Origin of the sequence: Pseudomonas sp. 2835, from assembly GCF_050435905.1 — a bacterium.
In the GTDB taxonomy this organism is placed as follows: domain Bacteria; phylum Pseudomonadota; class Gammaproteobacteria; order Pseudomonadales; family Pseudomonadaceae; genus Aquipseudomonas.
On record NZ_JBNDLE010000017.1, the window covers coordinates 61079 to 85718 of the forward strand.

The 24640-nt window shown below is 63.9% G+C and carries 15 protein-coding genes and 2 tRNA genes; 9 read left to right on the forward strand and 8 right to left on the reverse strand.

Annotated elements, in window-relative coordinates; all coding sequences use genetic code 11:
* The first annotated feature begins 508 nt into the window (after positions 1-508).
* Together ABIE20_RS21175 and rmuC are read left to right on the forward strand one after the other, a co-directional pair.
* A complete protein-coding gene (locus ABIE20_RS21175) occupies positions 509-937 on the forward strand; it encodes a tetratricopeptide repeat protein (RefSeq protein WP_429507116.1) in 429 nt (142 codons plus the stop codon).
* Between the two features lie 183 nt (positions 938-1120).
* On the forward strand, positions 1121-2509 hold the full coding sequence (gene rmuC / locus ABIE20_RS21180; RefSeq protein WP_429507171.1) for a DNA recombination protein RmuC: 1389 nt from the start codon (positions 1121-1123) through the stop codon (positions 2507-2509).
* Here rmuC and ABIE20_RS21185 read toward each other — a convergent pair.
* Both ABIE20_RS21185 and ABIE20_RS21190 read right to left on the reverse strand, forming a co-directional pair.
* Complete coding sequence (locus tag ABIE20_RS21185) at positions 2481-5957, reverse strand: PAS domain-containing hybrid sensor histidine kinase/response regulator (protein WP_429507117.1); 3477 nt, start codon at positions 5955-5957, stop codon at positions 2481-2483. The two genes, rmuC and ABIE20_RS21185, sit on opposite strands and share 29 nt — an antisense overlap.
* Before the next feature lie 120 nt (positions 5958-6077).
* Positions 6078-6623 (reverse strand): TetR/AcrR family transcriptional regulator, encoded by a 546-nt coding sequence (locus ABIE20_RS21190; RefSeq protein WP_429507119.1) that lies wholly within the window; start codon positions 6621-6623, stop codon positions 6078-6080.
* Positions 6624-6714: 91 nt separating this feature from the next.
* Between ABIE20_RS21190 and ABIE20_RS21195 the strand changes: the two genes are divergently transcribed.
* Entirely contained in the window at positions 6715-7905 is a 1191-nt protein-coding gene (locus ABIE20_RS21195; RefSeq protein ID WP_429507120.1) for an MFS transporter, read from the forward strand.
* A 111-nt stretch (positions 7906-8016) separates the two neighbouring features.
* Here ABIE20_RS21195 and ABIE20_RS21200 read toward each other — a convergent pair whose 3' ends face one another.
* Positions 8017-9192 (reverse strand): MFS transporter, encoded by a 1176-nt coding sequence (locus tag ABIE20_RS21200; protein ID WP_429507122.1) that lies wholly within the window; start codon positions 9190-9192, stop codon positions 8017-8019.
* Positions 9193-9356: 164 nt separating this feature from the next.
* On the opposite strand from ABIE20_RS21200, the gene ABIE20_RS21205 reads away from it, so the two are divergent.
* On the forward strand, positions 9357-10502 hold the full coding sequence (locus ABIE20_RS21205; RefSeq protein ID WP_429507123.1) for a TDT family transporter: 1146 nt from the start codon (positions 9357-9359) through the stop codon (positions 10500-10502).
* 79 nt (positions 10503-10581) lie between these two features.
* Positions 10582-12462, forward strand: coding sequence for an MFS transporter (locus ABIE20_RS21210; protein WP_429507124.1), 1881 nt, complete (start codon positions 10582-10584; stop codon positions 12460-12462).
* Between the two features lie 15 nt (positions 12463-12477).
* On the opposite strand, the gene sugE is transcribed toward ABIE20_RS21210, so the two are convergent.
* Together sugE and rdgC are read right to left on the reverse strand one after the other, a co-directional pair.
* Positions 12478-12795, reverse strand: a complete 318-nt coding sequence (sugE, locus tag ABIE20_RS21215) for a quaternary ammonium compound efflux SMR transporter SugE (RefSeq protein ID WP_130265825.1) — start codon at positions 12793-12795, stop codon at positions 12478-12480.
* A gap of 175 nt (positions 12796-12970) precedes the next feature.
* On the reverse strand, positions 12971-13891 hold the full coding sequence (gene rdgC, locus ABIE20_RS21220; RefSeq protein ID WP_045195499.1) for a recombination-associated protein RdgC: 921 nt from the start codon (positions 13889-13891) through the stop codon (positions 12971-12973).
* A gap of 160 nt (positions 13892-14051) precedes the next feature.
* Here rdgC and ABIE20_RS21225 point away from each other — a divergent pair.
* From ABIE20_RS21225 to ABIE20_RS21235, 3 genes are all read left to right on the forward strand, one after another.
* A tRNA-Val gene (locus tag ABIE20_RS21225) sits at positions 14052-14127 on the forward strand.
* A gap of 16 nt (positions 14128-14143) precedes the next feature.
* A tRNA-Asp gene (locus ABIE20_RS21230) sits at positions 14144-14220 on the forward strand.
* 157 nt (positions 14221-14377) lie between these two features.
* Positions 14378-16069: an Hsp70 family protein gene (locus ABIE20_RS21235; RefSeq protein ID WP_429507125.1), complete on the forward strand. Its 1692-nt coding sequence runs from the start codon at positions 14378-14380 to the stop codon at positions 16067-16069.
* Here ABIE20_RS21235 and ABIE20_RS21240 read toward each other — a convergent pair.
* From ABIE20_RS21240 to map, 3 genes are all read right to left on the reverse strand, one after another.
* Positions 16063-18771 carry a DUF805 domain-containing protein gene (locus ABIE20_RS21240; RefSeq protein WP_429507126.1) on the reverse strand — a complete coding sequence of 903 codons (2709 nt, stop codon included), beginning with the start codon at positions 18769-18771 and terminating at the stop codon, positions 16063-16065. The two genes, ABIE20_RS21235 and ABIE20_RS21240, sit on opposite strands and share 7 nt — an antisense overlap.
* Complete coding sequence (locus ABIE20_RS21245) at positions 18768-19463, reverse strand: DUF1266 domain-containing protein (RefSeq protein ID WP_429507128.1); 696 nt, start codon at positions 19461-19463, stop codon at positions 18768-18770. Before ABIE20_RS21245 ends, ABIE20_RS21240 begins: the two co-directional genes overlap by 4 nt.
* 90 nt (positions 19464-19553) lie before the next feature.
* Positions 19554-20342 (reverse strand): type I methionyl aminopeptidase, encoded by a 789-nt coding sequence (gene map, locus ABIE20_RS21250; RefSeq protein WP_429507130.1) that lies wholly within the window; start codon positions 20340-20342, stop codon positions 19554-19556.
* Between the two features lie 297 nt (positions 20343-20639).
* Between map and ABIE20_RS21255 the strand changes: the two genes are divergently transcribed.
* Positions 20640-24419 carry a molybdopterin-dependent oxidoreductase gene (locus ABIE20_RS21255; RefSeq protein ID WP_429507131.1) on the forward strand — a complete coding sequence of 1260 codons (3780 nt, stop codon included), beginning with the start codon at positions 20640-20642 and terminating at the stop codon, positions 24417-24419.
* Positions 24420-24640 lie beyond the last annotated feature (221 nt).

Sequence of the window (24640 nt, forward strand, 5' to 3'; positions counted from 1 at the left end):
CTGTGAAGTGCTAATTCACCGGCTTTGCAGTGCCTTGAGGCAGGGAACGTGTCAATTTCGTGCAGCGAAGTGCCTCGTTCAAGGGCGGTTGTACACACTTGGGGCGGCCGCTGTTACAGCACTGCAACAAGGCGGCAATTGGCCGCCAATGACTTGGCCGTAGCCTTAAGTCAATGAAAAAAAACACTAATTTTAGCTGGTGAAAAAATCGACAGTTTGACTGAAAGCCCCATTCCATAGGGGTTTGCGGGGTGGTTTAGGGGGTTGTCCACCGAGTTATCCACAGCTTCTGTGGATTGTCCCGAGCGCTTGCTCTAGGACGGGCGTGCCAGCTTTTTGTCCGGTGTCTGACAATCCTTCGACCGTCTTCTGTCAGGGGCAAAATGGTCGCCCTGACGTCAAGAAAAAAACACTGAAATATTTTGAAAAAAGTGTAGAAAAGCACCGGGCCATTGTCAGAAAAATGGAGTAGAGTGGCGCGCCTCTCGAGTTGCCTTCGCTGTTTTTTATGAAGTTTCGCTCCAAAACCCTCGTTGCCCCTGCTGCCCAGACGCCCCTGCCCGAGCCCAAGCGCTTCTCCTTGAAGGTTGCCTTGTGGTTGCTCGACAGCCCACGCCTGGGTGACAACCCCAACGTTAAACACTTTGCCGGACGCTTGCTCAAGCAGCCGGCGCGTCAGGGCGTGGTGGTGGCCCAGAGCCGCCTGGGGCAAATGCTTTGCCGTGATTGCGGCAATGCCCGCGACCGCCGGATCGGTCATGAGCTGCTGCGCCAGGCGGCGCGGGCCGGTGATCGCCGGGCTCAGCTCGAGTACGGCCGGCTGTGCACCCTGGGGCAACTGAACGAACCCGCCCAGGGCCGTTACTGGCTCGAGCAGGCGGCAGCCCAGGGTTCGCAGGAGGCCGTGCGCCTGCTCAGGCAATTGCCTGAAGCCTGAGTGCGGCGCGCAGGCCCAAGGCTGATAAGCTGAGCCGTTGATCGTTGGCCGAGGGAGATCGGGGTGGCTATGGCAGTGGATCTGACCAGCATTGTGCTGGGTATCGTGGTGGCGGCGGTGCCGTGTCTGGCGCTGGTACTGCAGGTGCAACGGCGCCTGAGTGCGCGCCAGGCCGAGGCGGCCTTGCTCGAGGAGCGCCTGAGCAGTGTGCAACTGGCCCAGGAAGGCCTGCTCGCCCAGCTCGATGCCAGCCGCGATGAAATCAGCGACCTGAGCCAGGCCAACGCCGCCAAGCAGGCCACCCTGGCCGCCCAGGCCCGCGAGCTTGAGCTGTTGCAGATCGATCGCGACGAAGCCCGCGACGCCGCCCACGCCTGGCAGCTCGAACGCGCCAGCCGTGAGGCCGAATTGCGCCGCCTGGACGCTCAGAGCGCAGCCCTGAGCGCCGAACTGCGCGAACAGCAGGAAAGCCACCAGCAACGCCTCGACGACCTGCAGGGCTCGCGAGACGAGTTGCGCGCGCAGTTCGCCGAAATGGCCACAAAGATCTTCGATGAGCGCGAGCAGCGCTTCGCCCAGACCAGCCAGCAACACCTTGGGCAGTTGCTCGATCCGCTCAAGGAGCGCATCCAGGCCTTCGAAAAACGCGTTGAAGACAGCTACCAGCAAGAAGCCCGCGAGCGCTTTTCGCTGGCCAAGGAACTGGAACGCCTGCAGCAGCTCAACCTGCGCCTGAGCGATGAAGCCACCAACCTGACCCAGGCGCTCAAGGGCCAGAAGACTCAGGGCAACTGGGGCGAGTTGATTCTGGAGCGGGTGCTGGAGCACGCCGGGCTTGAGAAGGGCCGCGAATACCAGACTCAGGTCAGCCTCAAGAGCGCCGACGGTGAGCGCTTCCAGCCCGACGTACTGATTATGCTGCCGGGCGACAAGCAGGTGGTGGTCGACTCCAAGGTCAGCCTGACCGCCTACCAGCAGTATGTTGCCGCCGACGACAGCGAGATCGCCCAGGCGGCGCTCAAGCAGCACGTGCTGTCGCTGCGCAACCATGTCAAAGGTTTGTCCGGTAAGGATTACAACCGCCTCGAAGGTTTGCACAGCCTGGATTTCGTCCTGCTCTTCGTGCCCATCGAGGCGGCGTTCTCGGCCGCCCTGCAAGCAGAGCCGAACCTGTTTCAGGAGGCCTTCGACCGCCAGATCGTGATCGTCAGCCCGACCACCCTGCTGGCTACCTTGCGGGTCATCGACAGCCTGTGGAAGCAGGAACGCCAGAGCCAGAACGCCCGGGAAATTGCCGAGCGCGCCGGCTGGCTGTACGACAAGTTTGTGCTGTTCATCCAGGACCTGGACGAGCTGGGCAACCGCCTGCAGCAGGTCGACAAAGCCTACAGCGCAGCGCGCAACAAGCTTTGCGAAGGGCGCGGCAACCTGATCAGCCGCAGCGAACAGCTCAAGCTGCTCGGCGCCCGGGCCAGCAAGAGCTTGCCGCCCGACCTGCTCGAACGGGCCATGAGCGAAGGCGACCCGCTGGCCGCCAGCGCCCTTACTGGACCAGGCTCAGATGCCGATTGAGCAGGGCGCGCAGGGCCGCCGGCTTGACCGGCTTGGCCAGGTAGTCGAGGCCGGCGGCATGCACCTGGGCGACCATCTCGCTGCGCCCGTCGGCGCTGATCACCACGCCAGGGACCGGCTCGCCCAGGCGCGTGCGTAGCCAGGCCATCAGCTCGGTGCCGACCTCGCCGTCGTCCAGGTGGTAGTCGACCAGCGCCAGGTGCGGGCGCAGGCCGCTTGCCAGCAAGGCTTCGCACTCTGCACGGTTGCGCGCAGTGGACACCTGGCAACCCCAGCGGCTGAGCAGGCTGTTCATGCCGATGAGGATGCTGTCTTCGTTGTCGACGCACAGCACCTGCATGCCGGCCAGCGGCTGTCCGGCCTGCTCGGCAGGGCTCGCCACCGCGACCGCCGGCGCCGTGGCCAGCGGCACGCTGACGCGAAACACGCTGCCCTTGCCCGGCCACGATTTCACCTCCAGCGGATGCCCAAGGACCTTGCACAGGCCGTCGGCGATCGCCAGGCCAAGCCCCAGGCCTTTTTCTGCGCGGGTCTGGTGGCTGTCCAGGCGTTTGAACTCCTCGAAAATCACCTGCAGCTTGTCATCGGCGATGCCGCTGCCGCGGTCCCAGACCTCCAGCCACAAGCGTCCTTGCTGACGGCGCACACCGAGCAGAATCGGGCTTTTGCCGTAGCGGAAGGCGTTGGTCAAAAAGTTCTGCAGGATGCGCCGCAGCAGCTTCATGTCGCTCTGTACCCGCAGGCGACTGCCGCGCAGGCGGAAATCCAGGCCTTGCTGCTGGGCCAGCACTTTAAATTCGGCGCCGAGGGTGTCGAACAGCTCGTTGAGGGCGAAGGGTTTGACGTCCGGGGTGATCTTGCCGTTTTCCAGGCGAGAGATGTCCAGCAGGTCGCTGATCAGCTCTTCGGCCGAACGCAACGAGCTGTCCATGTGCTGGACCAGTTGCTGGGCATCGGCCGACAAGCCATCGCCCTGATGCGACAGCGCCGCCGAGAACAGCCGCGCGGCGTTCAGCGGCTGCATCAGGTCGTGGCTGACCGCTGCGAGGAAGCGGGTCTTGGACTGGTTGGCGGCCTCGGCGTGGCTCTTGGCTTCGCTCAGGGCCTGGTTCAGTTGCGACAGTTCATGGGTGCGTTCTGCAACCCGTTGTTCCAGGCTTTCGTTGGCGCCCTTGAGCGCCTGTTCGGCTTCGCGGAACGGGGTGATGTCGGTAAAACTCATGACGAAACCACCGCCGGGCATCGGGTTGCCGATCAGCTCGATCACCCGGCCGTTGGGGAACAAGCGCTCGGAGGTGTGCGCGCGGCCCTGGCGCATCCAATGCAGGCGCCTGGCCACGTGCACCTGGGCCTCGCCCGGGCCGCACAGGCCGCGCTCGGCGTTGTAGCGGATGATGTCGGCAATCGGCCGGCCGACGCTGATCAGCCCGTCGGGGTAATTGAACAGCTCCAGGTAGCGGCGGTTCCAGGCCACCAGGCGCAGCGACTGGTCGACCACGCTGATGCCCTGGCTGATGTTCTCGATCGCCCCTTGCAGCAGGGCGCGGTTGAACTGCAGCACTTCCGAGGCTTCGTCGGCGATGCGCACCACGTCCTCAAGCTGCATGTCGCGGCCTTCGATCGCGGCCTTGACCACCGCGCGGGTCGAGGAGGTGCCCAGTACACCGGCAAGCAAGCGCTCGGTGTGTTCGATCCAGTCGCCGTCGGCGTTCTGGTTGGGGTTGAAACCCTTGCCCTGGCGGTAGGCAAAACGGATGAAGCTTTGCCGCGCGCGCTCTTCACCGACAAAGCGTGCGGCCAGGTGCAGCAGGTCGTCGATCTGCACCGCCAGCAGCGAACGGCTGCTGGGGCGGGCACTGGTCTGCTGGCCGATGAAGCGCCCGGCCTGCCAGTGCTCGGACACCCGCGTGCGCGAGAGGATCGATACCCAGGCGAACAGGGTGAAGTTGCCCGCAAGCGACAGCACCACGCCCTGGGTCAGCGGCGTGATCGGCAGGTTCAGCGGGTTGCCATGCAGCCAGGCCAGGCCCGGGAACAGCTCCAGCGACCAGCCCAGGCTATGGGCGGCAATCGGCAACACCAGGGTGTAGAACCACAGGAACACCCCGGCGGCCAGCCCCGCGAACACCCCGCGGCGGTTGGCCTGCTTCCAGTACAGGGCGCCGAGCATGGCCGGGGTCAGCTGGGTCACGGCGGCAAACGCCACCTGGCCGATGGTCGCAAGGCTTGCGGTAGAGCCGAGCAGGCGGTAGCTGACATAGGCCAGCAAAAGGATGACGACGATGGTCACCCGGCGCACCGAGAGCATCCAGTGGCGGAAGGCCTCGAACGGGCGCTCGGCATTGTTGCGCCGCAGCAGCCAGGGCAGCAGCATGTCGTTGGAAACCATGGTCGACAGCGCCACGGCCTCGACGATGACCATGCCGGTGGCCGCCGACGCGCCGCCGATAAAGGCCAGCAGCGCCAGCGCCGGATGCGCTTCGGCCAGCGGCAGGCTGATCACGAAGGAGTCGGGCAGCACCGAGTCAGGCAACAGCATCTGCCCGGCCAGGGCGATCGGCACCACGAACAGCGCAGCGAGGATCAGGTACATCGGAAACACCCAGCGCGCCAGGCGCAGGTCCTGGGGTTCGATGTTCTCTACCACGGTGACGTGGAACTGGCGCGGCAGGCAGATGATCGCCATCATCGCCACGCCGGTCTGCACGATCATCGACGGCCAGTTGATGGTCTCGTTCCAGAAGCCTTCCAGGCGTGGCGCCAGTTGCGCCTTGCTGAACAGGTCTTCGAAACCGTTGAACAGACCGAAGGTGACGAAGGCGCCGACGGCGAGGAATGCCAGCAGTTTTACCAGCGATTCGAAGGCAATCGCCAGGACCATGCCGCGGTGGTGCTCGGTGACGTCCAGGCTGCGGGTACCAAAGACAATCGAGAACAGCGCCAGCACCAGCGACACCACCAGTGCGGTGTCCTGCACGCGGCTGCCGGTGGCGTCGGCGCCGGCACCGATCAGCAGGTTGACGCCAAGCACGATACCCTTGAGCTGCAGGGCGATGTACGGCAGCACGCCGATCAGGCAGATCAGCGCCACCACCACCGCCAGGCTCTGGGATTTGCCATAGCGGGCGGCGATGAAGTCGGCGATCGAGGTGATGTTTTCCTGTTTGCTGATCAGCACCATCTTCTGCAGCACCCAGGGCGCAAACAACAACAGCAAGACAGGGCCCAGGTAGATCGGCAGGAACGCCCAGAGTTGTTCGGCGGCCTGGCCGACGGCGCCGAAGAAGGTCCAGCTGGTGCAGTACACCGCCAGCGACAGGCTGTACACCCAGGCACGCAGACGCGGCGGCAACGGTGTGCTGCGGCGGTCGCCGTAGAAGGCGATGGCGAACATGATGGCCATATAGGCCAGGGCGACCACGGCGATCAGCCCACTGGACAGCGACATGACAACTCCGAAACAAAAGGGTGATTCCAGCCTGACAGCGAACCTCGATCAATCAGTCTGGCACGCCGCAAAGGCTTCGTCAGCGCCGACGATGGTCGCAGTGGCAGAGCGTCGCAGGTCTTAGCCGGGCAAGGCCAGGTCAAGCAGGCTGTAGAGCTGTTCCAGAGTCGGCGGGGCTTCGGCGAACAAGGTGCGGTAGACGGTCGGTGCGACGAGCAGATCCAGTAGGCGCTCGATGTCCGGCAGGGCCTCGCCGCGCGCCTGGGCGCGGTCGAGGATGACCTGCAGTTGCCCGCGCAGGATGTTGGTGCAGTAACCCGGGCAGGCGCTGCTGAGCACGTCGCGCATCAGGTTGCGGCCGGGCTCGGAGGTGATTTCGTCGAGGTACTGTTCGGCCCAGGCGCGCAGGTCGGTGCGCAGCTCGCCGGTGTCCAGCGGCGCCACGTCGGGCAGCACGCGCTCGACGGCGACGTCAGCGAGCAAGGCGGCCAGTTCGCCCCAGCGCCGGTAGATGGTCGACGGGGTGACGCCGGCGCGAGCGGCAATTTGCGGCACGGTCAGGCTCGCGCGGTCCTGCTCCTTGAGCAGTTCGCGTACCGCCGCATGTACCGATGCCTGCACACGGGCGCTGCGCCCACCCGTGCGAATACCTTCTTTAATCGCCATCGGTCGACCTTAACACAAAGGGTTTGCGTTAAGGAATGAAGGCGAGCAGACTGCGCAAAAGCTAAATAATTGCTTTAGCGGAGTGCTGATCATGTTCATGTTGTCCAAAGCCCCAGCCTCACGGCGATTTCGTCTGATGTTTTTGGCTATTGCCCTGCTTGGGTTTCTTGCCGCCTCGAGCACCCCGACGCCTTTGTATCATCTGTACCAGCAAGCGTGGCAGTTCTCGGCGGTGACCCTGACGCTGATCTTCGCCGTGTATGCGCTCAGCCTGCTGGCGGCGCTGTTGACGGTCGGTTCGCTGTCGGACTACCTGGGGCGGCGGCCGCTGATCTTCACTGCCTTGGTGCTGGAAAGCGTTTCCATGCTGTTGTTCCTGCAGGCCGACAGTGTCGGTTGGTTGATTGCTGCGCGGATTGTGCAAGGCTTCGCCACCGGCATGGCCACCAGTGTGCTGGGCGCTGCGTTGCTGGATATCGACCGCGAGCAGGGACCGCTGGTCAATAGCCTGACACCCTTGCTCGGCATGGCCAGTGGCGCCCTGGGTACCAGTTTGCTGGTGGAATTTGCGCCATGGCCGCTGCGTTTGGCCTACTGGCTGTTGCTCGGGCTGTTCGTGGCCTTGGCCTTGCTGGTGTGGCATCTGCCCGAGAGCGTCAGCCGCCAGCCCGGCGCCCTGGGATCCTTGCGCCCGGCCCTGCATGTACCGCACCAGGCGCGGGCTGCGGTGTGGCGGATGTTGCCGGTGAACGTCGCCGGTTGGGCGCTGGGTGGGTTCTTCCTGTCGCTGGCGCCATCACTGGCGCGCGAGGCCACCGGGGCAACCTCGAATTTGGTGGGTGGCGGCCTGGTAGCGGCGTTGACAGTGACCGGTGCCGTGGCGATCTACAACCTGCGCCAGCGCCCGGCCGGGCAGATCCTGCGCCTGGGCACCGCGGTGTTGCCGGCCGGCATGCTGTTGATCCTGCTGGCGTTGCATCGCGGTGAACTGGGGCTGTTTTTCCTGGCCACGGTAGTCACCGGCACTGGCTTTGGCGCCAGCTTCCTCGGCGCGTTACGCAGCATCATGCCGCTGGCCGAAGCCCACGAGCGTGCTGGGCTGATGGCGACGTTCTATGTGCTGAGCTACCTGGCGTTTTGCGTGCCCGCCATGCTGGCCGGGTGGATGGTGCGCAGCTTCGGCCTGGTGCCGACCGGCGAGGTGTACGCCTTGGGGGTCATCGTCTTGTGCGCCGTGGCGGCGGTTCTGAGTTTGCCGCTGCAGGCTTTGTCCCGCGGCTGACGGTACTGGCGTCATCGCCGGCAACGCCGGCTCCCACAATAGATCTGCTTGTACCGGACCCTGTGGGAGCTGGCCTTGCCAGCGATCGAGCGCGTAGCGGTCGCAATCCCCTCAGTGCCGAGCCCCCAGGTAATAGAACAGCGCCGCCAGCAACACCGAAAGAATCAGCAGGTAAAAGGTCGCCACCGGCACCAGATGAGCCAGGGCAAAGCCGCAGATCACCGGGCCCAGCGCCGCGCCGAGGTTGGACAGGTTCTGTGCGCCGTAATACACGCCGCGCAGATGTTCCGGGGCAATGCTGTCGATGAACATGTACTCGGCGGGGATGACGATGATTTCGCCAAGGGTGAACACCAGCATCGCCAGGCACCAGACCAGCAGCGTTTGCGCCAGCGAGAAGCCCAGCAGCCCGACCAGGAACAACGCCATGCCGGCGATCAGCCAGGGCATCAACTGGCGGCTGCTGATGCGCCGGCCAATCACGTACTGCAAGGCAATCACCGTCACCGCGTTGGTGGCTACCAGGTAGCTGATGTAGCGCGCCGCCTCGCTGGCGCTGCTGGTCACCACCAGGTACTGCGACAGGTAGGCGGTGAACTGCCCGAACACCACCGCGCTCAAGGCGCCACCGAGGGTGAAGCAGATCAGCCGGCGATCTTTGACCAGTTGCACGCCAACGCTGAAGAAACCGGCCTGTTCGCCGCCTTCGACCCGCGCCCGCGCCACGCGCTCGCCCCAGCGTTGGTAGCTCAGGCACATGGCCAGGCCCAGCAACGCCGAGAGCAAGAACGGCAGGTGATCATCCAGCAGCACCAGCGCCACACCGACAAAGGGCCCAACCGCGTAGGCGACGTTGCTCAGGGTGTACTTGATCGAGAACACCTCGCTGCGCTCTTCCAGCGGCAGCAGTGCACAAAAGCCAGCTTTTGCGGCGATGTCCACTACCGCCAGGGCCAGGTTGATCAGCACCAGGCAGGTGAAGAACAGGCTAAGTTCGCGGCTGACCACCGCGCCAATAAAGGCCAAAGTAAAGGTCAGGGTCGCGGCGATTATCACCGTGTAGCTGCGCAGGGTGTCGATCAGGTAGCCGCCATACAGGCTCAGCAACGAGGCGACGATCAGTGCACCGCCGATCATCAGGCCGATGCCGCTGATATCCAGGGCAAAGTTCTGCGCCAGGTAGACCACCAGGTAGGGCAGGGTAATTGCACGGGCGAGGGTGAGGATGAAGGTCGTTACCAGCAGCAGGCGTACCTGCGCCGAGTAACCTTTGAGAGCGGTGAGCATTGAGTGACCACGTCCTTGTTGTTATCGCTGCCGAGCATACGCCGCTGGCAGTGAAATTTGTATATCTGTAAAACCGATAACAGATAGAGAAAATACCCGTTATATAGATATATTTTCCCGGCCTAAGATGGATACAACCTCACCGGAGGACAGGAGAATCCATCATGTCTTGCAGCCAAACCCGCACCTCGCCGTTACGCCCGCTGAGCCAGCTGGCGCACCCGCGTGAAGTGATCCGTCAGTTCACCCCCAACTGGTTCGCCGCGACCATGGGCACCGGCGTACTCGCCCTGGCCCTGGCACAGGTCGATGTACCAGTTCTGCACCACCTGGCCGAATCGCTGTGGTTGCTGACCATCGGCCTGTTCGTGCTGTTTACCCTGCTGTACACCGCGCGTTGGATCATGTTCTTTGACGAAGCGCGGCGGATCTTCGCCCATTCCACCGTATCGATGTTCTTCGGCACCATCCCCATGGGCCTGGCGACCATCCTCAACGGCTGCCTGGTGTTCGGCATCAACCGCTGGGGCGAGGGCATCCTGCCGTGGGTCGAGGCGCTGTGGTGGTTCGACGTCGGCCTGGCGCTGCTGTGCGGCGTGGCCATTCCCTACCTGATGTTCACCCGTCAGGAACACAGCATCGACCAGATGACCGCCGTGTGGTTGCTGCCGGTGGTGGCGGCGGAAGTGGCCGCTGCCAGCGGCGGCCTGCTGGCGCCGCACTTGATGGATACGCACACGCAGTTCCAGGTGCTGATCACCAGCTATGTGCTGTGGGCAGTGTCGTTGCCGGTGGCGTTCAGCATCCTCACTATCCTCATGCTGCGCATGGCCCTGCACAAACTGCCGCAGGCCAATATGGCCGCGTCGAGCTGGCTGGCCCTGGGGCCGATCGGTACCGGTGCTCTGGGCATGTTGCTGCTGGGCGCCGATGCCCCGGCGGTCTTCGCCGCCAACGGCCTCGGCAACCTGGGTGACATCGCTCGTGGCCTGGGCCTGATCGCCGGCATCGTGCTGTGGGGCGCGGGGCTCTGGTGGCTGCTGACTGCCGTGCTGATCACCCTTCGTTACATCCGTCATGGCATGCCGTTCAACCTCGGCTGGTGGGGCTTTACCTTCCCGCTCGGGGTGTACACCCTGGCTACCCTGAAACTGGCGAACTGGCTGGGCCTGGGCTTCTTCCATGACATGGGCATGGTGCTGGTGGTAGCGCTGGCGGCGCTGTGGTTGCTGGTTACTGCCCTGACCTTGCGCGGCGCCTGGCATGGCGAGCTGTTCGTATCGCCATGCATTGCCGGGCTGAACAAGTAGATTGCATTTACCTGGGTGTTTGTGGCTTTGTGCGGCCTGCGCGTATCCAATAACAAAGCCCCACTCAGGTACACGGACGATGAGTCAATCTTCACAATTCAGCCTGCTTGGCAAACGGCGCTTCTTGCCGTTCTTCGTCACCCAGTCGCTGGGTGCGTTCAACGACAACCTGTTCAAGCAGTCGGTCATCCTGCTGTTTCTCTACAAGATCGCCAGCCCCCACGGTCAGGACACTGCCATCTGGGTCAATGCCTGCGCCTTGATGTTCATCCTGCCGTTCTTCCTGTTCTCGGCGCTGGCCGGGCAGTTTGGCGAGAAGTACGCCAAGGACGCTTTGATCCGCGTGATCAAGCTGGCCGAGATCGCGATCATGGCGGTCGGGGCCATCGGCATCCTGAACCAGATCCCGGGGCTGATGCTCCTGGCGTTGTTCGGCATGGGTACCCACTCGGCGCTGTTCGGCCCGGTGAAGTATTCGATCATGCCCCAGGCCTTGCGCGAGCAAGAGCTGGTCGGCGGCAATGGCCTGGTGGAAATGGGCACCTTCCTGGCGATCCTGGCCGGTACCATTTGTGCCGGGGTGCTGATGTCCAGTGTCAATTACGGCATCTGGGCCGCGTCGGCGGTGGTGCTGGTGGCGGTGCTGGGCTACCTGGCCAGCCGCGGCATCCCGCGCGCCGCAGCGTCCACCCCGCAGCTTAAACTCAACTGGAACATCGCCAGCCAAACGATGGCCACCTTGCGCATGGGCCTCAAGCAGACGCCGGCGGTGTCGCGCTCGATCGTCGGCAACTCGTGGTTCTGGTTTGTCGGTGCGGTGTACCTGACGCAAATCCCTGGTTACGCCCAGCAATGGCTGCATGGCGACGAGACCGTGGTGACCCTGATCCTTACCCTGTTCTCGGTGGGCATCGCCGTCGGCTCGTTGCTGTGCGAGCGCATGAGTGGGCACAAGGTGGAAATCGGCCTGGTGCCGTTCGGCTCCTTTGGCCTGAGCCTGTTCGGCTTGCTCTGGTGGTGGCACTCCGGCGAGATCCAGCCGGCGGCCGCGCCGTATGACTGGCTGGCGGTGCTGGGCATTGCCCAGGCCTGGTGGGTGCTGGGGTCGATTCTCGGCCTGGGCGTGTTCGGTGGCTTCTATATTGTGCCGCTGTATGCGCTGATCCAGTCGCGTACCCCGGAGGATCAACGCTCGCGGGTGATTGCCGCCAACAACATCCTCAACGCGCTGTTCATGGTGGTCTCGGCGATCTTCAGCGTGGTGCTGCTGAGTTTCCTCAAGCTGAGCATTCCGCAGCTGTTTCTGGTGGTGTCGCTGCTCAATATTGCGGTGAATTTCTACATCTTCCGCATCGTTCCCGAGTTCACCATGCGCTTCATGATCTGGCTGCTCAGCCATTCCATGTACCGCGTCGAGCACCGCGATTTGCAGCAGATTCCTGATCAGGGTGCGGCGCTGCTGGTGTGCAACCATGTGTCGTTCGTCGATGCGTTGCTGATCGGTGGGGCGGTGCGCCGACCGATTCGCTTCGTCATGTACTACAAGATCTACCGCTTGCCGGTGCTCAACTTCATCTTCCGCACCGCCGGCGCGATTCCGATTGCCGGGCGCAATGAAGATGCCCAGACCTACGAGCGGGCCTTCAAGCAGATCGCTGCGTACCTGGCCGATGGCGAGCTGGTGTGCATCTTCCCTGAAGGCAAACTGACCAGCGACGGTGAAATCGACGAGTTCAAGGGCGGCTTGCGGCGGATCATCGAGCAGACGCCGGTACCGGTGATCCCGATGGCGTTGCAGGGCTTGTGGGGGAGTTTCTTCAGTCGCGATCCGGCCAAGGGCTTCTTTCGCCGCTTGTGGTCGCGGGTGACTCTGGTGGCCGGTTCTGCCGTTCCGGTAGAAGCGGCAGAGCCGGCGCTGCTGCGTGAGCGGGTCAGCGCCTTGCGCGGCGACTCACGCTGACAGGGTAGGGCGGGGTCAGCTGGCGCTGACCTTGAGCCCGACCAGGCCACAGATGATCAGCGCCACGCTGACCAGGCGCACCAGGGCCATGGATTCGCCGAACAGGATGATCCCGGCGATCACCGTGCCGACGGCGCCGACCCCGGTCCAGATGGCATAGGCGGTGCCCAGCGGCAGTTCTTTCATGGCCAGGCCCAGCAGGCCGAGGCTGATGACCATGGCGCCGATGGTGAGTACGGTGGGTAGCGGACGGGAAAAGCCGTCGGTGTATTTCAGGCCGACGGCCCAGCCGACTTCGAACAGGCCGGCGAAAAACAGGATAATCCAGGACATGCAGAGTCTCCATCAAGTGATGGGGCCGTCCCCGGAATGGTCACGCGGTGCGTCGTGAGGCCGTCCTCACAGGGGGCATAAGCTATCAGCTGCAAGCGACAAGCTGCAAGCAAAGGCAGCGCGCATGGCTGTTGCTCTTTCTTGCAGCTTGAAGCTTGCAGCTTGCAGCTTAAAGTCAGATCCCCTGCGGGATCTCCTCCCCACCCAACGCCTCGAACAGCGCCGGCAGGAACTCGCCAAAGGTCAGCATCATCAGGGTGAAGCTGGCATCGAGCTGGCCCAGGGCCTCGTCGCCGCCGTCTTCTTCGGCCTGGTCCTGCAGCAGTTCTTCAAAGCGCAGGCGCTTGATGACCATTTTATCGTCGAGCACGAACGACAGTTTGTCCTGCCAGGCCAGCGACAGCTGGGTGACCACCTTGCCGGTACCCAGGTGCAGCTGGATCTCGTCGCTGGTCAAATCCTGGCGCTTGCAGCGCACGATGCCGCCGTCTTCGTGGGTGTCGCGCAGTTCGCACTCGTCCAGTACATAGAAGTCCGGCGCCGCTTGCTGGGTCTTGACCCAGTCGGTCATGGTCGCGCTCGGGGCGATCTTGACGGTCACCGGGCGCACCGGCAGCGAGCCGATGACTTCACGCAGGGTCGATAGCAGGTCTTCGGCACGCTTGGCGCTGGCCGAGTTGACCAGGATCAGGCCTTGCTTGGGGGCTATGGCGGCGAAGATCATCGAGCGGCGAATAAAGGCGCGCGGCAGGAAAGCCTGGATGATCTCGTCCTTGATCTGGTCGCGCTCCTTCTTATAGACCTTGCGCATCTGCTCGGCTTCGATCTCGTCGATCTTCTCTTTAACCGCATCGCGCACGACGCTGCCGGGCAGGATGCGTTCTTCTTTGCGCGCGGCGATCAGCAGGAAGTCACCGCTGACATGCACCAGAGGCGCGTCTTCACCTTTGCCGAACGGGGCGACGAAGCCGTACGTGGTCAACTCCTGGCTGGCGCAGGGGCGAGCCGGCTTGCTGGCCAGAGCGGTTTCCAGTGCCTCGGGGTCGAACGGGATGTCCTGGGTCAGGCGGTAGGTCAGCAGGTTTTTGAACCACATGGGGTGAATCTCTCCTCAACACATAAGGAGGGCATTAAACTCCGAGCGGACGCTTCAGGCCAAGCACCGCTAAGTCTTTGGAACGCCTGAAAAAATTTTTTAAAAAAGTGCTTGCCAGAGTGTTCGGTGCTCCGTAGAATGCGCGCCACACCGAGACGAAGGGTGATTAGCTCAGCCGGGAGAGCATCTGCCTTACAAGCAGAGGGTCGGCGGTTCGATCCCGTCATCACCCACCACTTCTCAGTGTATCGCGCAGCGGTAGTTCAGTCGGTTAGAATACCGGCCTGTCACGCCGGGGGTCGCGGGTTCGAGTCCCGTCCGCTGCGCCATATTTAGCTTCAGGGCCCACTGAACACCCTGAAGCCACAAAGAAAGCGACCTTAGGGTCGCTTTTTTTGTTTCCGGAATTCGTCCAGAATCCACCAGTACGCTGGGACGCTACTGTTTTTCTCCGTGCCAGCCCCACTTCTGAGCAAGAGATCGCACATGCAGGATGCAAGCACTTCCCCGGCGCCAATGCTGGGTATCGACCTGGGCACCACCAATAGCCTGGTGGCGGTCTGGCGGGATGGCCGGGCACAACTGATCCCCAACGCCCTTGGCGACGTGCTCACGCCTTCAGTGGTCAGCCTCGACGAAGACGGTAGCATCCTGGTCGGCAAGGCCGCCCGTTCACGCCTGACCACCCATCCGCAACGCACGGCTGCTGCCTTCAAGCGGTTCATGGGCAGCGAGAAAAAGATCAGCCTCGGTGAACAGGCCTTCAGCCCCGAAGAACTCTCGGCGCTGGTGCTCGGTGCGCTCAAGGCCGATGCCGAGGCCTTCCTTGGTTGCCCGATCAGTGAAGCAGTGATTTCCGTGCCGGCTTACTTCAGCGACGAGCAGCGCAAGCGCACCAGCTTTGCCGCCGAGCTTGCCGGTTTGAAAGTCCAGCGCCTGATCAACGAACCGACTGCCGCAGCCATGGCCTACGGCCTGCACGAGCAGAAGTTCGAACGCACGCTGATCTTCGACCTCGGTGGCGGCACCTTCGACGTCACCGTGCTCGAATACGCGCTGCCGCTGATCGAGGTACATGCCTCGACCGGCGACAACTTCCTCGGCGGCGAAGATTTTACCGGCGCCTTGCTGCAGGCCTGCCTGCAAGACTGGCAGCTCAAGCCGACGATGCTCGCGCCACAAGCCCTGGCCAGCCTTGCCGATGCCATTGAGCAGCTCAAGTGCAAGCTGGGCGAGGGTGAGCAGCACCTGAGCTGGAACGGTGACGGCGTCAGCCGCCAGTGGTCGCTCGATGAAGCCCGCGCGCAGAAGATCTGGGCGCCCTTGCTGGCGCGGATTCGTGCGCCGATCGAACAGGCCCTGCGCGATGCCCGCTTGCGCGCCAGCGACCTCGACAGCCTGGTGCTGGTGGGTGGTGCCACGCGCATGCCGGTGGTCCAGCAGATGGTCTCGACCCTGTTCGGCCGCCTGCCGTACCGCCACCTCGACCCGGACACCATCGTTGCCCTCGGCGCCGCCACCCAGGCAGCGTGCAAGGCGCGCGATTCGGCGATCGAAGAGCTGATCCTCACCGATGTCTGCCCCTATACCCTGGGGATTGCCGCGATGGACGGTGAATACCAGACCGAAGTCTTTGCGCCGATCATCGATCGCAATACGGTGATCCCTACCTCACGGATCAAGCCGTTCTACAGCACCCATGTTGAGCAAAAAGCCATCAGCATCCGCGTCTATCAAGGCGAGCGGCCGTGGGTCGAAGACAACATCTTTGTTGATTCCTTCAACATCCCGCTGACCCCGAACGGCAAGATCCAGCGCCTGGACGTGCGTTTCAGCTATGACATCAACGGCCTGCTGGAAGTCGATGTGACCTTGCCGCAGACGCGCGAACAATTCAGCCACGTGATCGATCGCAGCCCCACCGGGCTGGATGACGAGGCGCGCCAGGCCAGTCATGAGCGCCTGGCCGGGCTGAAGATCCACCCACGCGACGCCTTGCCCAACCGCACCTTGCTGGCCCGCCTGGAACGGGCCTGGGCACAGAGCCTGGGGGCTGAGCGCGATGCAATTGGCGACTGGCTCAAAGAGTTCAGCGCGATCCTGGCCGGCCAGGAGTCGACCGAGATCGCCGGTGCCCGCCAGCGCCTCATCGAGGCGCTGGACGACATGCGTTACTGACCGTTGAGCCGCCGCAGGGCAGCCTGCAGACCACCCTGCAGGGTGTCCTGGGGCTGATCGCCGGGCGGCACGCCGTAACGGTTGGGCAGCGGTTCCCCGGGTAGCAGCAACAGCACCAGCGGCAAGAACTGCAGGAACGGGATCAGCATCACGAAGATGATCATCATCGGGATGCCCCGGCCAATGTCGTGCAGGCGACGCAGGGTGGCGCTGCCAAGCACGCCGACGAACAGCAGGCCAAAGAAGATCTGCTCGATCGCGCTGCCGGCCATCAGGGTCAGGATCGGCCCGAGAAGGATGCTCACGGCCACCTGCACACCATAGCCCTTGCGGCCCAGGCGGCTGCCCAGTTTCCACAGGTGCGCGGCAGGTACCGGCTGGCTGCCGGAGTTCTCCAGCAAAAGGCGCTCGGACCACGACAGCAAGGCGGTGAGCGCTGCGCGAATGCCGGCGTCCATGCCCGGGTAATCCTTGCCGCGCTGCAGCTCTTTGAGCACCTTGGCCCGCGGCACCCCGGCGCGGCCGTAGCGGGCCAGGTCCTTGAGGCTGTCGAGCATGCTGTAGAACAGCGTGCTGTTGATCAGTTCGTCTTCTTCCAGCACCTTGCGCGGCGGGCGCACCGGCTCGCCCTTGATCAGGCCGTTGCGAAACGGTTCGAACCAGTCATCCGGGCAGGTCAGGGTAGAGATGCGTCGCAGCAGGCTGCCATGCTGTTCGGCGTTCAGGGTCGGGTCGTGATAAAGGATGGCGCACAGCACCATCATGCCCAGCACGTCTTCATCAAAGGCGTGCGGGTCATTCTCAAGGCAGGCGTAGAGTTTCAGGTTGCTGGGCAGCTTGGCGCTGTCCAGGGCTTGTTGCACCGTCGACAAGCGCTCGCCGATAAAGCACTGCAGCGGGTCGCTGTCGTCCAGCCAGCCGAGCAGGCCATCGACGTTGCCTTGCTGGCTGCGCAGGCGCAGCAGCAACTGCTGCAGCCCGGCAAACGGATGCTCGGCCGGGTACGGCAGGCTGGACAACAAGGTTGCCGGCACCATCGCCAGCCAGCGCTCGGGCTGCTCGACCAGGGCAAGCATGAACAGGTTCTGCCGGTGCCAGGTCCACAGGCCATCGTCGGCAGGCGGGCGTGGCAGTTCGATGCCGGCTTCGGCGAGGTCGGACAACAACTGCACGCCGAAAGGCGTCGGCATCAGGTTGGCCGGTTTGATCAGTGCGGTCAGTTTCGGCAAGGTCGCGGCCGGGTAGCTGCGCATCCGGCGCAGCCAGTCGCGGGCCACTGACTGGCCGGCGCCTTCCTGCAGCACCTCGGGCAGTTGCGGCTGCGCCGCCGGGCTGTTGATGAAGGCGGTCAGGGCCAGGGCCAGCGGCGACTGTTCGAGCCAGCGCAATTGCTGTTCGGCCTGGTACTTGAAGCCTTCGATAATCAACTGGTCGAGCGGGTCATTGCCCAGCGGTTCGGCGATGATTTGCCGCAGCAGGCCGCTGTCACCGCGGTGCAGGGCCCAGGCGTGGCGGTACAGGCGCTGCAGCTGGCGGTCCATCTGGTCGTCGAGCAGCCAGGCCAGCAACGGTAGTTCGTCTTTACCGTCCAGGCGCCATTTGATGAACTCGCCGGCGATACCTTCGTGCTCCTCACGTGCGGCGTCGAACCAGCGCGTCAGGGTTTCCGGGCGCTGTGAGGGGCTGCCCCAGATCTGTGCCGGATCGTTCAGATCTTGCGGCCATTCATACACCGGCTCCAGGCGGTCGAGGGCCTGGATCAACAGCGGCAAACGCTGCGGTTGATGCTTGGCGCATAGGTTGAGCAGCCAGCGTGCGGCTTCTGGATGCTGGTGCTCGCGCCACAGGCGGGTCCAGCACTGGCGGGCGAGTTCTTCCTGGCCGGTGTCGCTGGCCTGGCAGGCGAGCAAGTACAGCAGGTCGATATCGTCCGGCGCCTGGCGTTGCTGCTCGGCGATCAGGGCAAAGAAGCTGCTGCTGCCGATGCTGGCCTGGCACAGCTTGACCAGCAGGCGCTGGATAAACGCCTGGTCATCCGGGAGCGGCTGGCAGGTGTGCAGGGTGACGAAGCTCTCGAACTCGAACAGCGGCCGGGTGTGGTAGAGAAATTCCAGGTTCCTGGCGTACCACAGGGTTTCGATTTGCGCTTGCATCGACCAGTGCTTCATCAAGCTGGTGTCAAACGGGTCCGGCTCGCTGATGCGTTCAAGAAATTCATCAGCCTGGCGCGGATCTTCCAGGCGCAGCACTTCGTTTTCCCAGCCAAGGTGCCGGGCCATCAGTTGCACGCAGGCGTGCGACAACGGGCCGGTTTCCATCAGCCGGTACAACAGGTGCCAGCTGACCTGTTCCTGGTCACCCAGGGTCAGGCTGCTGAAGCCATCGATGAACGCCTGCCAGGCCGGGGGATCGAAGCGACGGGTAGGGTCGCCGAGCAACCTGGAAAAGTCGCTCATGGTCTGTTCGATCAGGGCATTGCGCACCGGCGCCGATTGGTCGTGCTCAGCGTCCTCAGCGTCCTCAGCGGCCTCTTCCGGCTCGTCGCGGGCCAGGCGCAGGGCGTGCTCATAGGCCTCGCGCAAGGCCTGGAAACCTTGCGGGTCGGTTTCCGGGTGGTGCTGCGGCAACAGCGCCCGGTACGCGCCGCGGATGACATCGGGGTCGTTGGTCGGCTCGATGCCCAGGCGAATCCAGCAGCTCATGACCAGCCTCCTTGCAGGGTCTGAGGACGCTCCGGCGGATTGAGCGGCAGGTCCCAGGGGATGTTGGCGAAAAACTCCAGGGCGTCCTGGCTCATGTTCATCATGATGCAGCGGTTCCAGTGTTCGCTGCCCTGGCGGTCCAGGCACTGCGCCAGCTCTTCATCGCTGGCGCTGGAGCAGTTCCACAGCGCCTTGCCGAACAGGTAGCCGGCCAGGTAGCGGTCCCAGCCGTTGTAGTAGTGGCGTGCGCGCAGGGCCAGGCGGCTGTGCAGCCAGAGGCTTTCATCAATGCTGAGGTAACCCTTGCGCAACCCGGCGCGCAGCAGGTAGCTCATGCGCCCCAGGTCCCAGGCACGCACACCGCCCTGGCCGCAGTCGCCGAGGGTACGCCGGGCGAATTCGTACTGGATGCGCTGGCGCGGGGTCAGCGGTTCAAGCACCTGCGGCCATTCGCTGGGCAAGCAGCGCGCGGCTTGCCAATAAGCGTCCTTGACCTGCATGGCATGGCCGGTGTCGGCCATGCTGAGCATGTCCAGCAGCTCCTGGCGATTGTTGATGCCCCACCACTTCTTGAGGTCGGTCTCGTCTTCGTCGTAAGTCTCGAAGTAGGTCGCGGCGGTGTAGCTGGCGCCGTTGAGGGCGACCATGGGGGCGGAAAGGGCGTACAGCCAGTGCTGCTCGATTTCTTCCATGAAAAAGCTCCGGGGCCGGTAGGAAAATGTGCAGGTGCCGGCCGTAATGGCGCGGATTGTAGAGAGCCGCGCGGTGCGCGGCAAACTGACTTAAGCGTGGGCCAGCATGGCGCGCTCTTCTTCGCGCAGGGTCAGCACCTCAAAACCGTCGGCGGTGACGGCGATGGTGTGCTCCCATTGCGCCGACAGGCTGCGGTCGCGGGTGATCACCGTCCAGCCGTCCTTGAGGGTACGCACCCCGCGCCCGCCCTGATTGATCATCGGCTCGATGGTAAACACCATGCCCGGCTTAAGCTGCAGGCCGCTGCCCTTGTGGCCGTAGTGCAGCACCTCGGGCGCCTCGTGCATCTGCCGGCCGATGCCGTGGCCGCAGTATTCGCGCACCACGTTGTAGCCCGCTGCTTCGGCATGGCGCTGGATGGCATGGCCGATATCGCCCAGGGTCGCACCCGGGCGCACCTGGCGAATGCCCTGCCAGAGCGCGGCATAAGTGGTGTCGACCAGTTGCCGGGCAGCGGCGTCGATCTGCCCGAGGCAGTACATCTTTGACGAGTCCGCAATGTAGCCGCCTTGCTCGAGGGTGATGTCGACATTGACGATGGAGCCGGCCTTGAGCACCTCATCGGCATGCGGCACGCCGTGGCACACCACATGGTCGACCGAGGTGTTGAGCGAATAGGCAAAGCCGTACTGGCCCTTGCTCGCCGGGCGCGCCTTGAGCACATCGACGATAAACGCCTCGGCCCGGTCGTTGATCTGCAGGGTGCTGACCCCGGGAGCAATGAAGCTGTCGAGGTGAGCGAATACCTGGCTGAGCAATTGCCCGGCATTGCGCATCAGGGCCAGTTGTTCGGCGTTTTTCAAAACCACTTGGTTCATTGGCGGCGGTGTTTCATCTCTCGGAATGTTTGGCAATGATAAGGCCTGGCCCGCTGGCTATGCCATCCGATGGTGCAAGCGGGCCCAATCCGGTGCGCCCGGGCAGGCTCCCTCAACGCCCGATCCACGCCGCGCAAGGCGTTGCCAATTGTGGCGCGGCCCTTGCTACAGCCTGAGCATCCGGCAATCAACGCAGATTGCCCCGTTCACGACAAAGGCGCCGTGTTGCCCCTGCTTGTTAGTTCAGGCCGGGGCAGCAGGGCGCCTTTTTGTTTGCGCAAATCAGGAGGTAGGCCGATGAGCAGCACCAGCGTGCGCAGCGTGTGCCCGTATTGTGGCGTCGGTTGTGGCATCGTCATGAACGTCGAAGACGGGCGGGTGACCAAGGTCAGTGGCGACAAACTGCACCCCAGCAATTTTGGCCGCCTGTGCACCAAGGGCCTCACCGCCCATCAACCGCTGGGCGCGTCCGGGCGCATGACGCATGCCTATGTGCGCGAGCAGCGCCAGCGCGACCCGGTGCAGAGCGGCATCGACACCGCTGTTGAACAGACGGCCCGGCGCCTGCGGGCCATTGTTGACGAGCATGGCCCGGACGCCCTGGGCTTTTATGTCTCCGGGCAGATGTCGCTGGAGGCCCAGTACCTGATCAACAAACTGGCCAAGGGCTTTGTCCGCAGCCGCCATATCGAGTCCAACTCGCGCCTGTGCATGGCCAGTGCCAGCAGCGGCTACAAACTGTCGCTGGGCGCCGACGGGCCGCCGGGCAGCTACCAGGATTTCGACCGCGCCGAGGTGTTCCTGGTGATTGGCGCGAACATGGCCGATTGTCACCCGGTGCTGTTCTTGCGCCTGCTCGACCGGCTCAAGGCCGGCGCCCGGCTGATCGTCGTCGACCCCAGGCGCAGCGCCACCGCCGACAAGGCCGATCTGTTCCTGCAGATCAAACCGGGCACCGACCTGGAATTGCTCAATGGCCTGCTTTACCTGCTATGTGAAAACGGCCAGTGCGACGCTGATTTCATCCAGCGCTACACCGAAGGCTGGGAGGATATGCCGGGCTTTTTGCAGGACTACACGCCCGAGCGGGTCGCCACCATCACCGGGCTGCGCGAGGCCGATATCCGCCAGGCCGCCGCGTGGATCGGCCAGGCCCCGGAGTGGATGAGCTGCTGGACCATGGGCCTGAACCAGAGCATCCATGGCACCTGGCAAACCAATGCGCTGTGCAACCTGCACCTGGCCACCGGCGCCATCTGTCGGCCGGGCAGCGGGCCGTTCTCGCTGACCGGCCAGCCCAACGCCATGGGCGGTCGTGAAATGGGCTACATGGGCCCGGGCCTGCCCGGGCAGCGTTCGGCACTGGTTGCGGACGATCGCGCCTTTGTCGAACAGCTCTGGCAGATTCCCGCTGGCAGCCTGCGCAGTGAAGCCGGTGAGGGCACGGTGGCGCTGTTCGAAAACCTCGCGACCGGGCAGATCAAGGCCTGCTGGATCATCTGCAGCAACCCGGTGGCCAGCGTCGCCAACCGCCAGCAGGTGATCGAAGGGTTGCAAGCGGCTGAACTGGTAATCACCCAGGACGCCTTCCTCGACACCGAAACCAACCGCTACGCCGATATCCTCCTGCCTGCTGCGCTGTGGGCCGAGGGCGAAGGGGTGATGGTCAATTCCGAGCGCAACCTGACCCTGATGAACCAGGCGGTCGAGGCGCCGGGCGAGAGCTTGCCCGACTGGCAGATCATCGCCCGTATCGCCTGCGCCATGGGCTATGTCGAAGCGTTCAGTTACGCCAATGCCCAAGCGGTGTTCGACGAACTGCGCCAGGCCTGGAACCCGGCCACCGGTTACGATGTGCGCGGCGTCAGCTATGCCGTTTTGCGCGAAGCATCGCAGCAGTGGCCGTGTGAGCCTGGGCGCAAGAATGAGCGCAGCCCGCTGCGCTATCGCAACGACGGCGTCAGCCAGGCCCTGCGCCACGACGGCCAAGGCGAGGTACCTGCCATTGCCTTTCCCACTCGCAGCGGCAAGGCACGTTTTTTTGCCCGTCCGTGCCTGCCCGCTGCCGAGCTGCCGGACGCCGATTTTCCGCTGGTACTCAACACTGGGCGGGTCCAGCACCAGTGGCACACCCTGACCAAGACCGGCAAGGTGGCGGCGCTGAACAAGCTCGACCCCGGGCCGTTCGTGGAGATTCACCCGGACGATGCCGAGCGCCTGGGTATCGCTGACAAGGATCAGGTGCAGATCCGCTCGCGACGCGGGCAGGCCGTGCTGCCGGCACGGCTCAGCCCCCGGGTGCTGCCGGGCAACTGCTTTGCGCCGTTTCACTGGAACGACGTTTATGGCGAGAACCTGGCGATCAATGCCGTCACCAGTGACGCCGTCGACCCGCTATCGCTGCAGCCGGCCTTCAAGTTCTGCGCGGTGGCCCTGAGCCGGGTGGCCGGTGAGCGCATAGATGCCGTCCAGATCGATCATCAGCCTGTTTCGTTGCAGGACAAACACCTGCTGCTCTGGGCCTCGCAGACCGGCAACGCTCAGGCCTTGGCCGAGCAATGTGCAGAGCGCCTGCGCCAGGTCGGCTTGCCGGTGCAGTTGAGCTGCATGGACGACATCGCCCTGGAACAACTGGACGGCCTGGCCAGCCTGCTGCTGATCGCCAGCACGTTTGGCGACGGTGATGCGCCCGACTGCGGCGCGGCGTTCTGGCGCGGGCTGCAGGGCGAGCATGCGCAACGCTGCGCCGGTTTGCCTTACGCGGTGCTGGCCCTGGGGGATTCCAGTTATGAACAGTTCTGCGGGTTTGGTCGCAAGCTGGATCAGCGCCTGGCCGAACTGGGCGCCAAGCGCTTGCTCGAACGGGTCGATTGCGAGGGCGATTTGCATGAATCAGCGGGGCAGTGGCTGCAGGCATTGCTGGGCAAGCTGGGCCACAGCGACCTGCTGCTCGAAGCACCAACGCCCACGGCTAGCGGTTTCAGCAAGATGCGGCCGTTGCCAGCCACCCTGGTCGGCAACCGCCTGCTCAACGGCCCAGGTGCGGTAAAGGAAACCCGCCAGTTGGTGTTCGACCTGGGCGACAGCGGTTTCACTTATCAGGCTGGCGACGCCCTGGGCGTATGGCCGCGCAACTGTCCGGGGTTGGTGGATGAACTGCTGACTGCCACCCGCTTCGACGGCGGTCGCAGTGTCAGCCTCAAGGGACAGGCCGACATGCCCTTGGCCGAGGCGCTGCTGGAACACCTGGAGATCGCCCGCATCACCCCGCAGATGCTTGAGGCTTTCGCCCCCGGTGATGCGCAACTGCGCGCCTTGCTTGAGCCGCACAACAAGGCTGTGCTCAAGGGCTGGCTGTGGGGCAAGCAACTGATCGACCTGGTGCATGCGTGCAAGCCCCAACTGAGCCTGCAGGCTTGGCTCGAATTGCTCAAACCCTTGCAGCCGCGGCTGTACTCGATCAGCTCAAGCCAGAAGCTGCATCCACATCAGGTGCACCTGACGGTTGCGACTGTGCGTTACGGGCGGCGCAAGGGCGTGTGCTCGACCTACCTGGCCGACCGCAGCGAGCCCGCTCGGGTCGAGATCTTCACCCAGCCGACCGCGCACTTTCGCCTGCCCGACGACAGCTCGGCGCCGGTGATCATGGTCGGGCCTGGTACTGGCGTGGCGCCGTTCAGGGCGTTCCTGCAGGAGCGTCAGGCGCAAGGTGCCAGCGGCCGCAACTGGCTGTTGTTTGGTGAACAGCAGGCGGCCACGGATTTCTATTACCGTGACGAGTTGTTGGCCTGGCAGCGTGACGGTCACCTGACCCGCCTGGACACCGCGTTTTCCCGCGACCAGGCGCAGAAGATCTACGTGCAGCAGCGCATGCTCGAGCAGGGCGCCGAGCTATGGCGCTGGCTGGAGGAAGGCGGGCATTTTTATATCTGTGGCGATGCCGGGCGCATGGCCCGGGATGTCGATACGGCGCTCAAGCAGGTGGTGCAGCAGCATGGCGGCATGAGTGTGGAGCGGGCCGAGGCTTATGTCGGCGAACTGAACCGTGCCAAGCGTTACCTGCGTGACGTGTATTGAAGTGCCCCATAACAGGGAGCGCTGCACCAGCCTGGGTCGGTAACGGCGCCAGTGGAACGCGCACAAACCCAGGTTTGAAAGGCTTTGGCACTTGGCACGCTCCCTGCTTTTACAGATTTACAACGTCCTCGCGGGTCAATGGCGATTCGCAACCGGGACTACAAAAACAGACCAGGCAAAGGCGCCTGGAGCTTCGGCTCCAGGCGCCTTTTTTTTGTTTT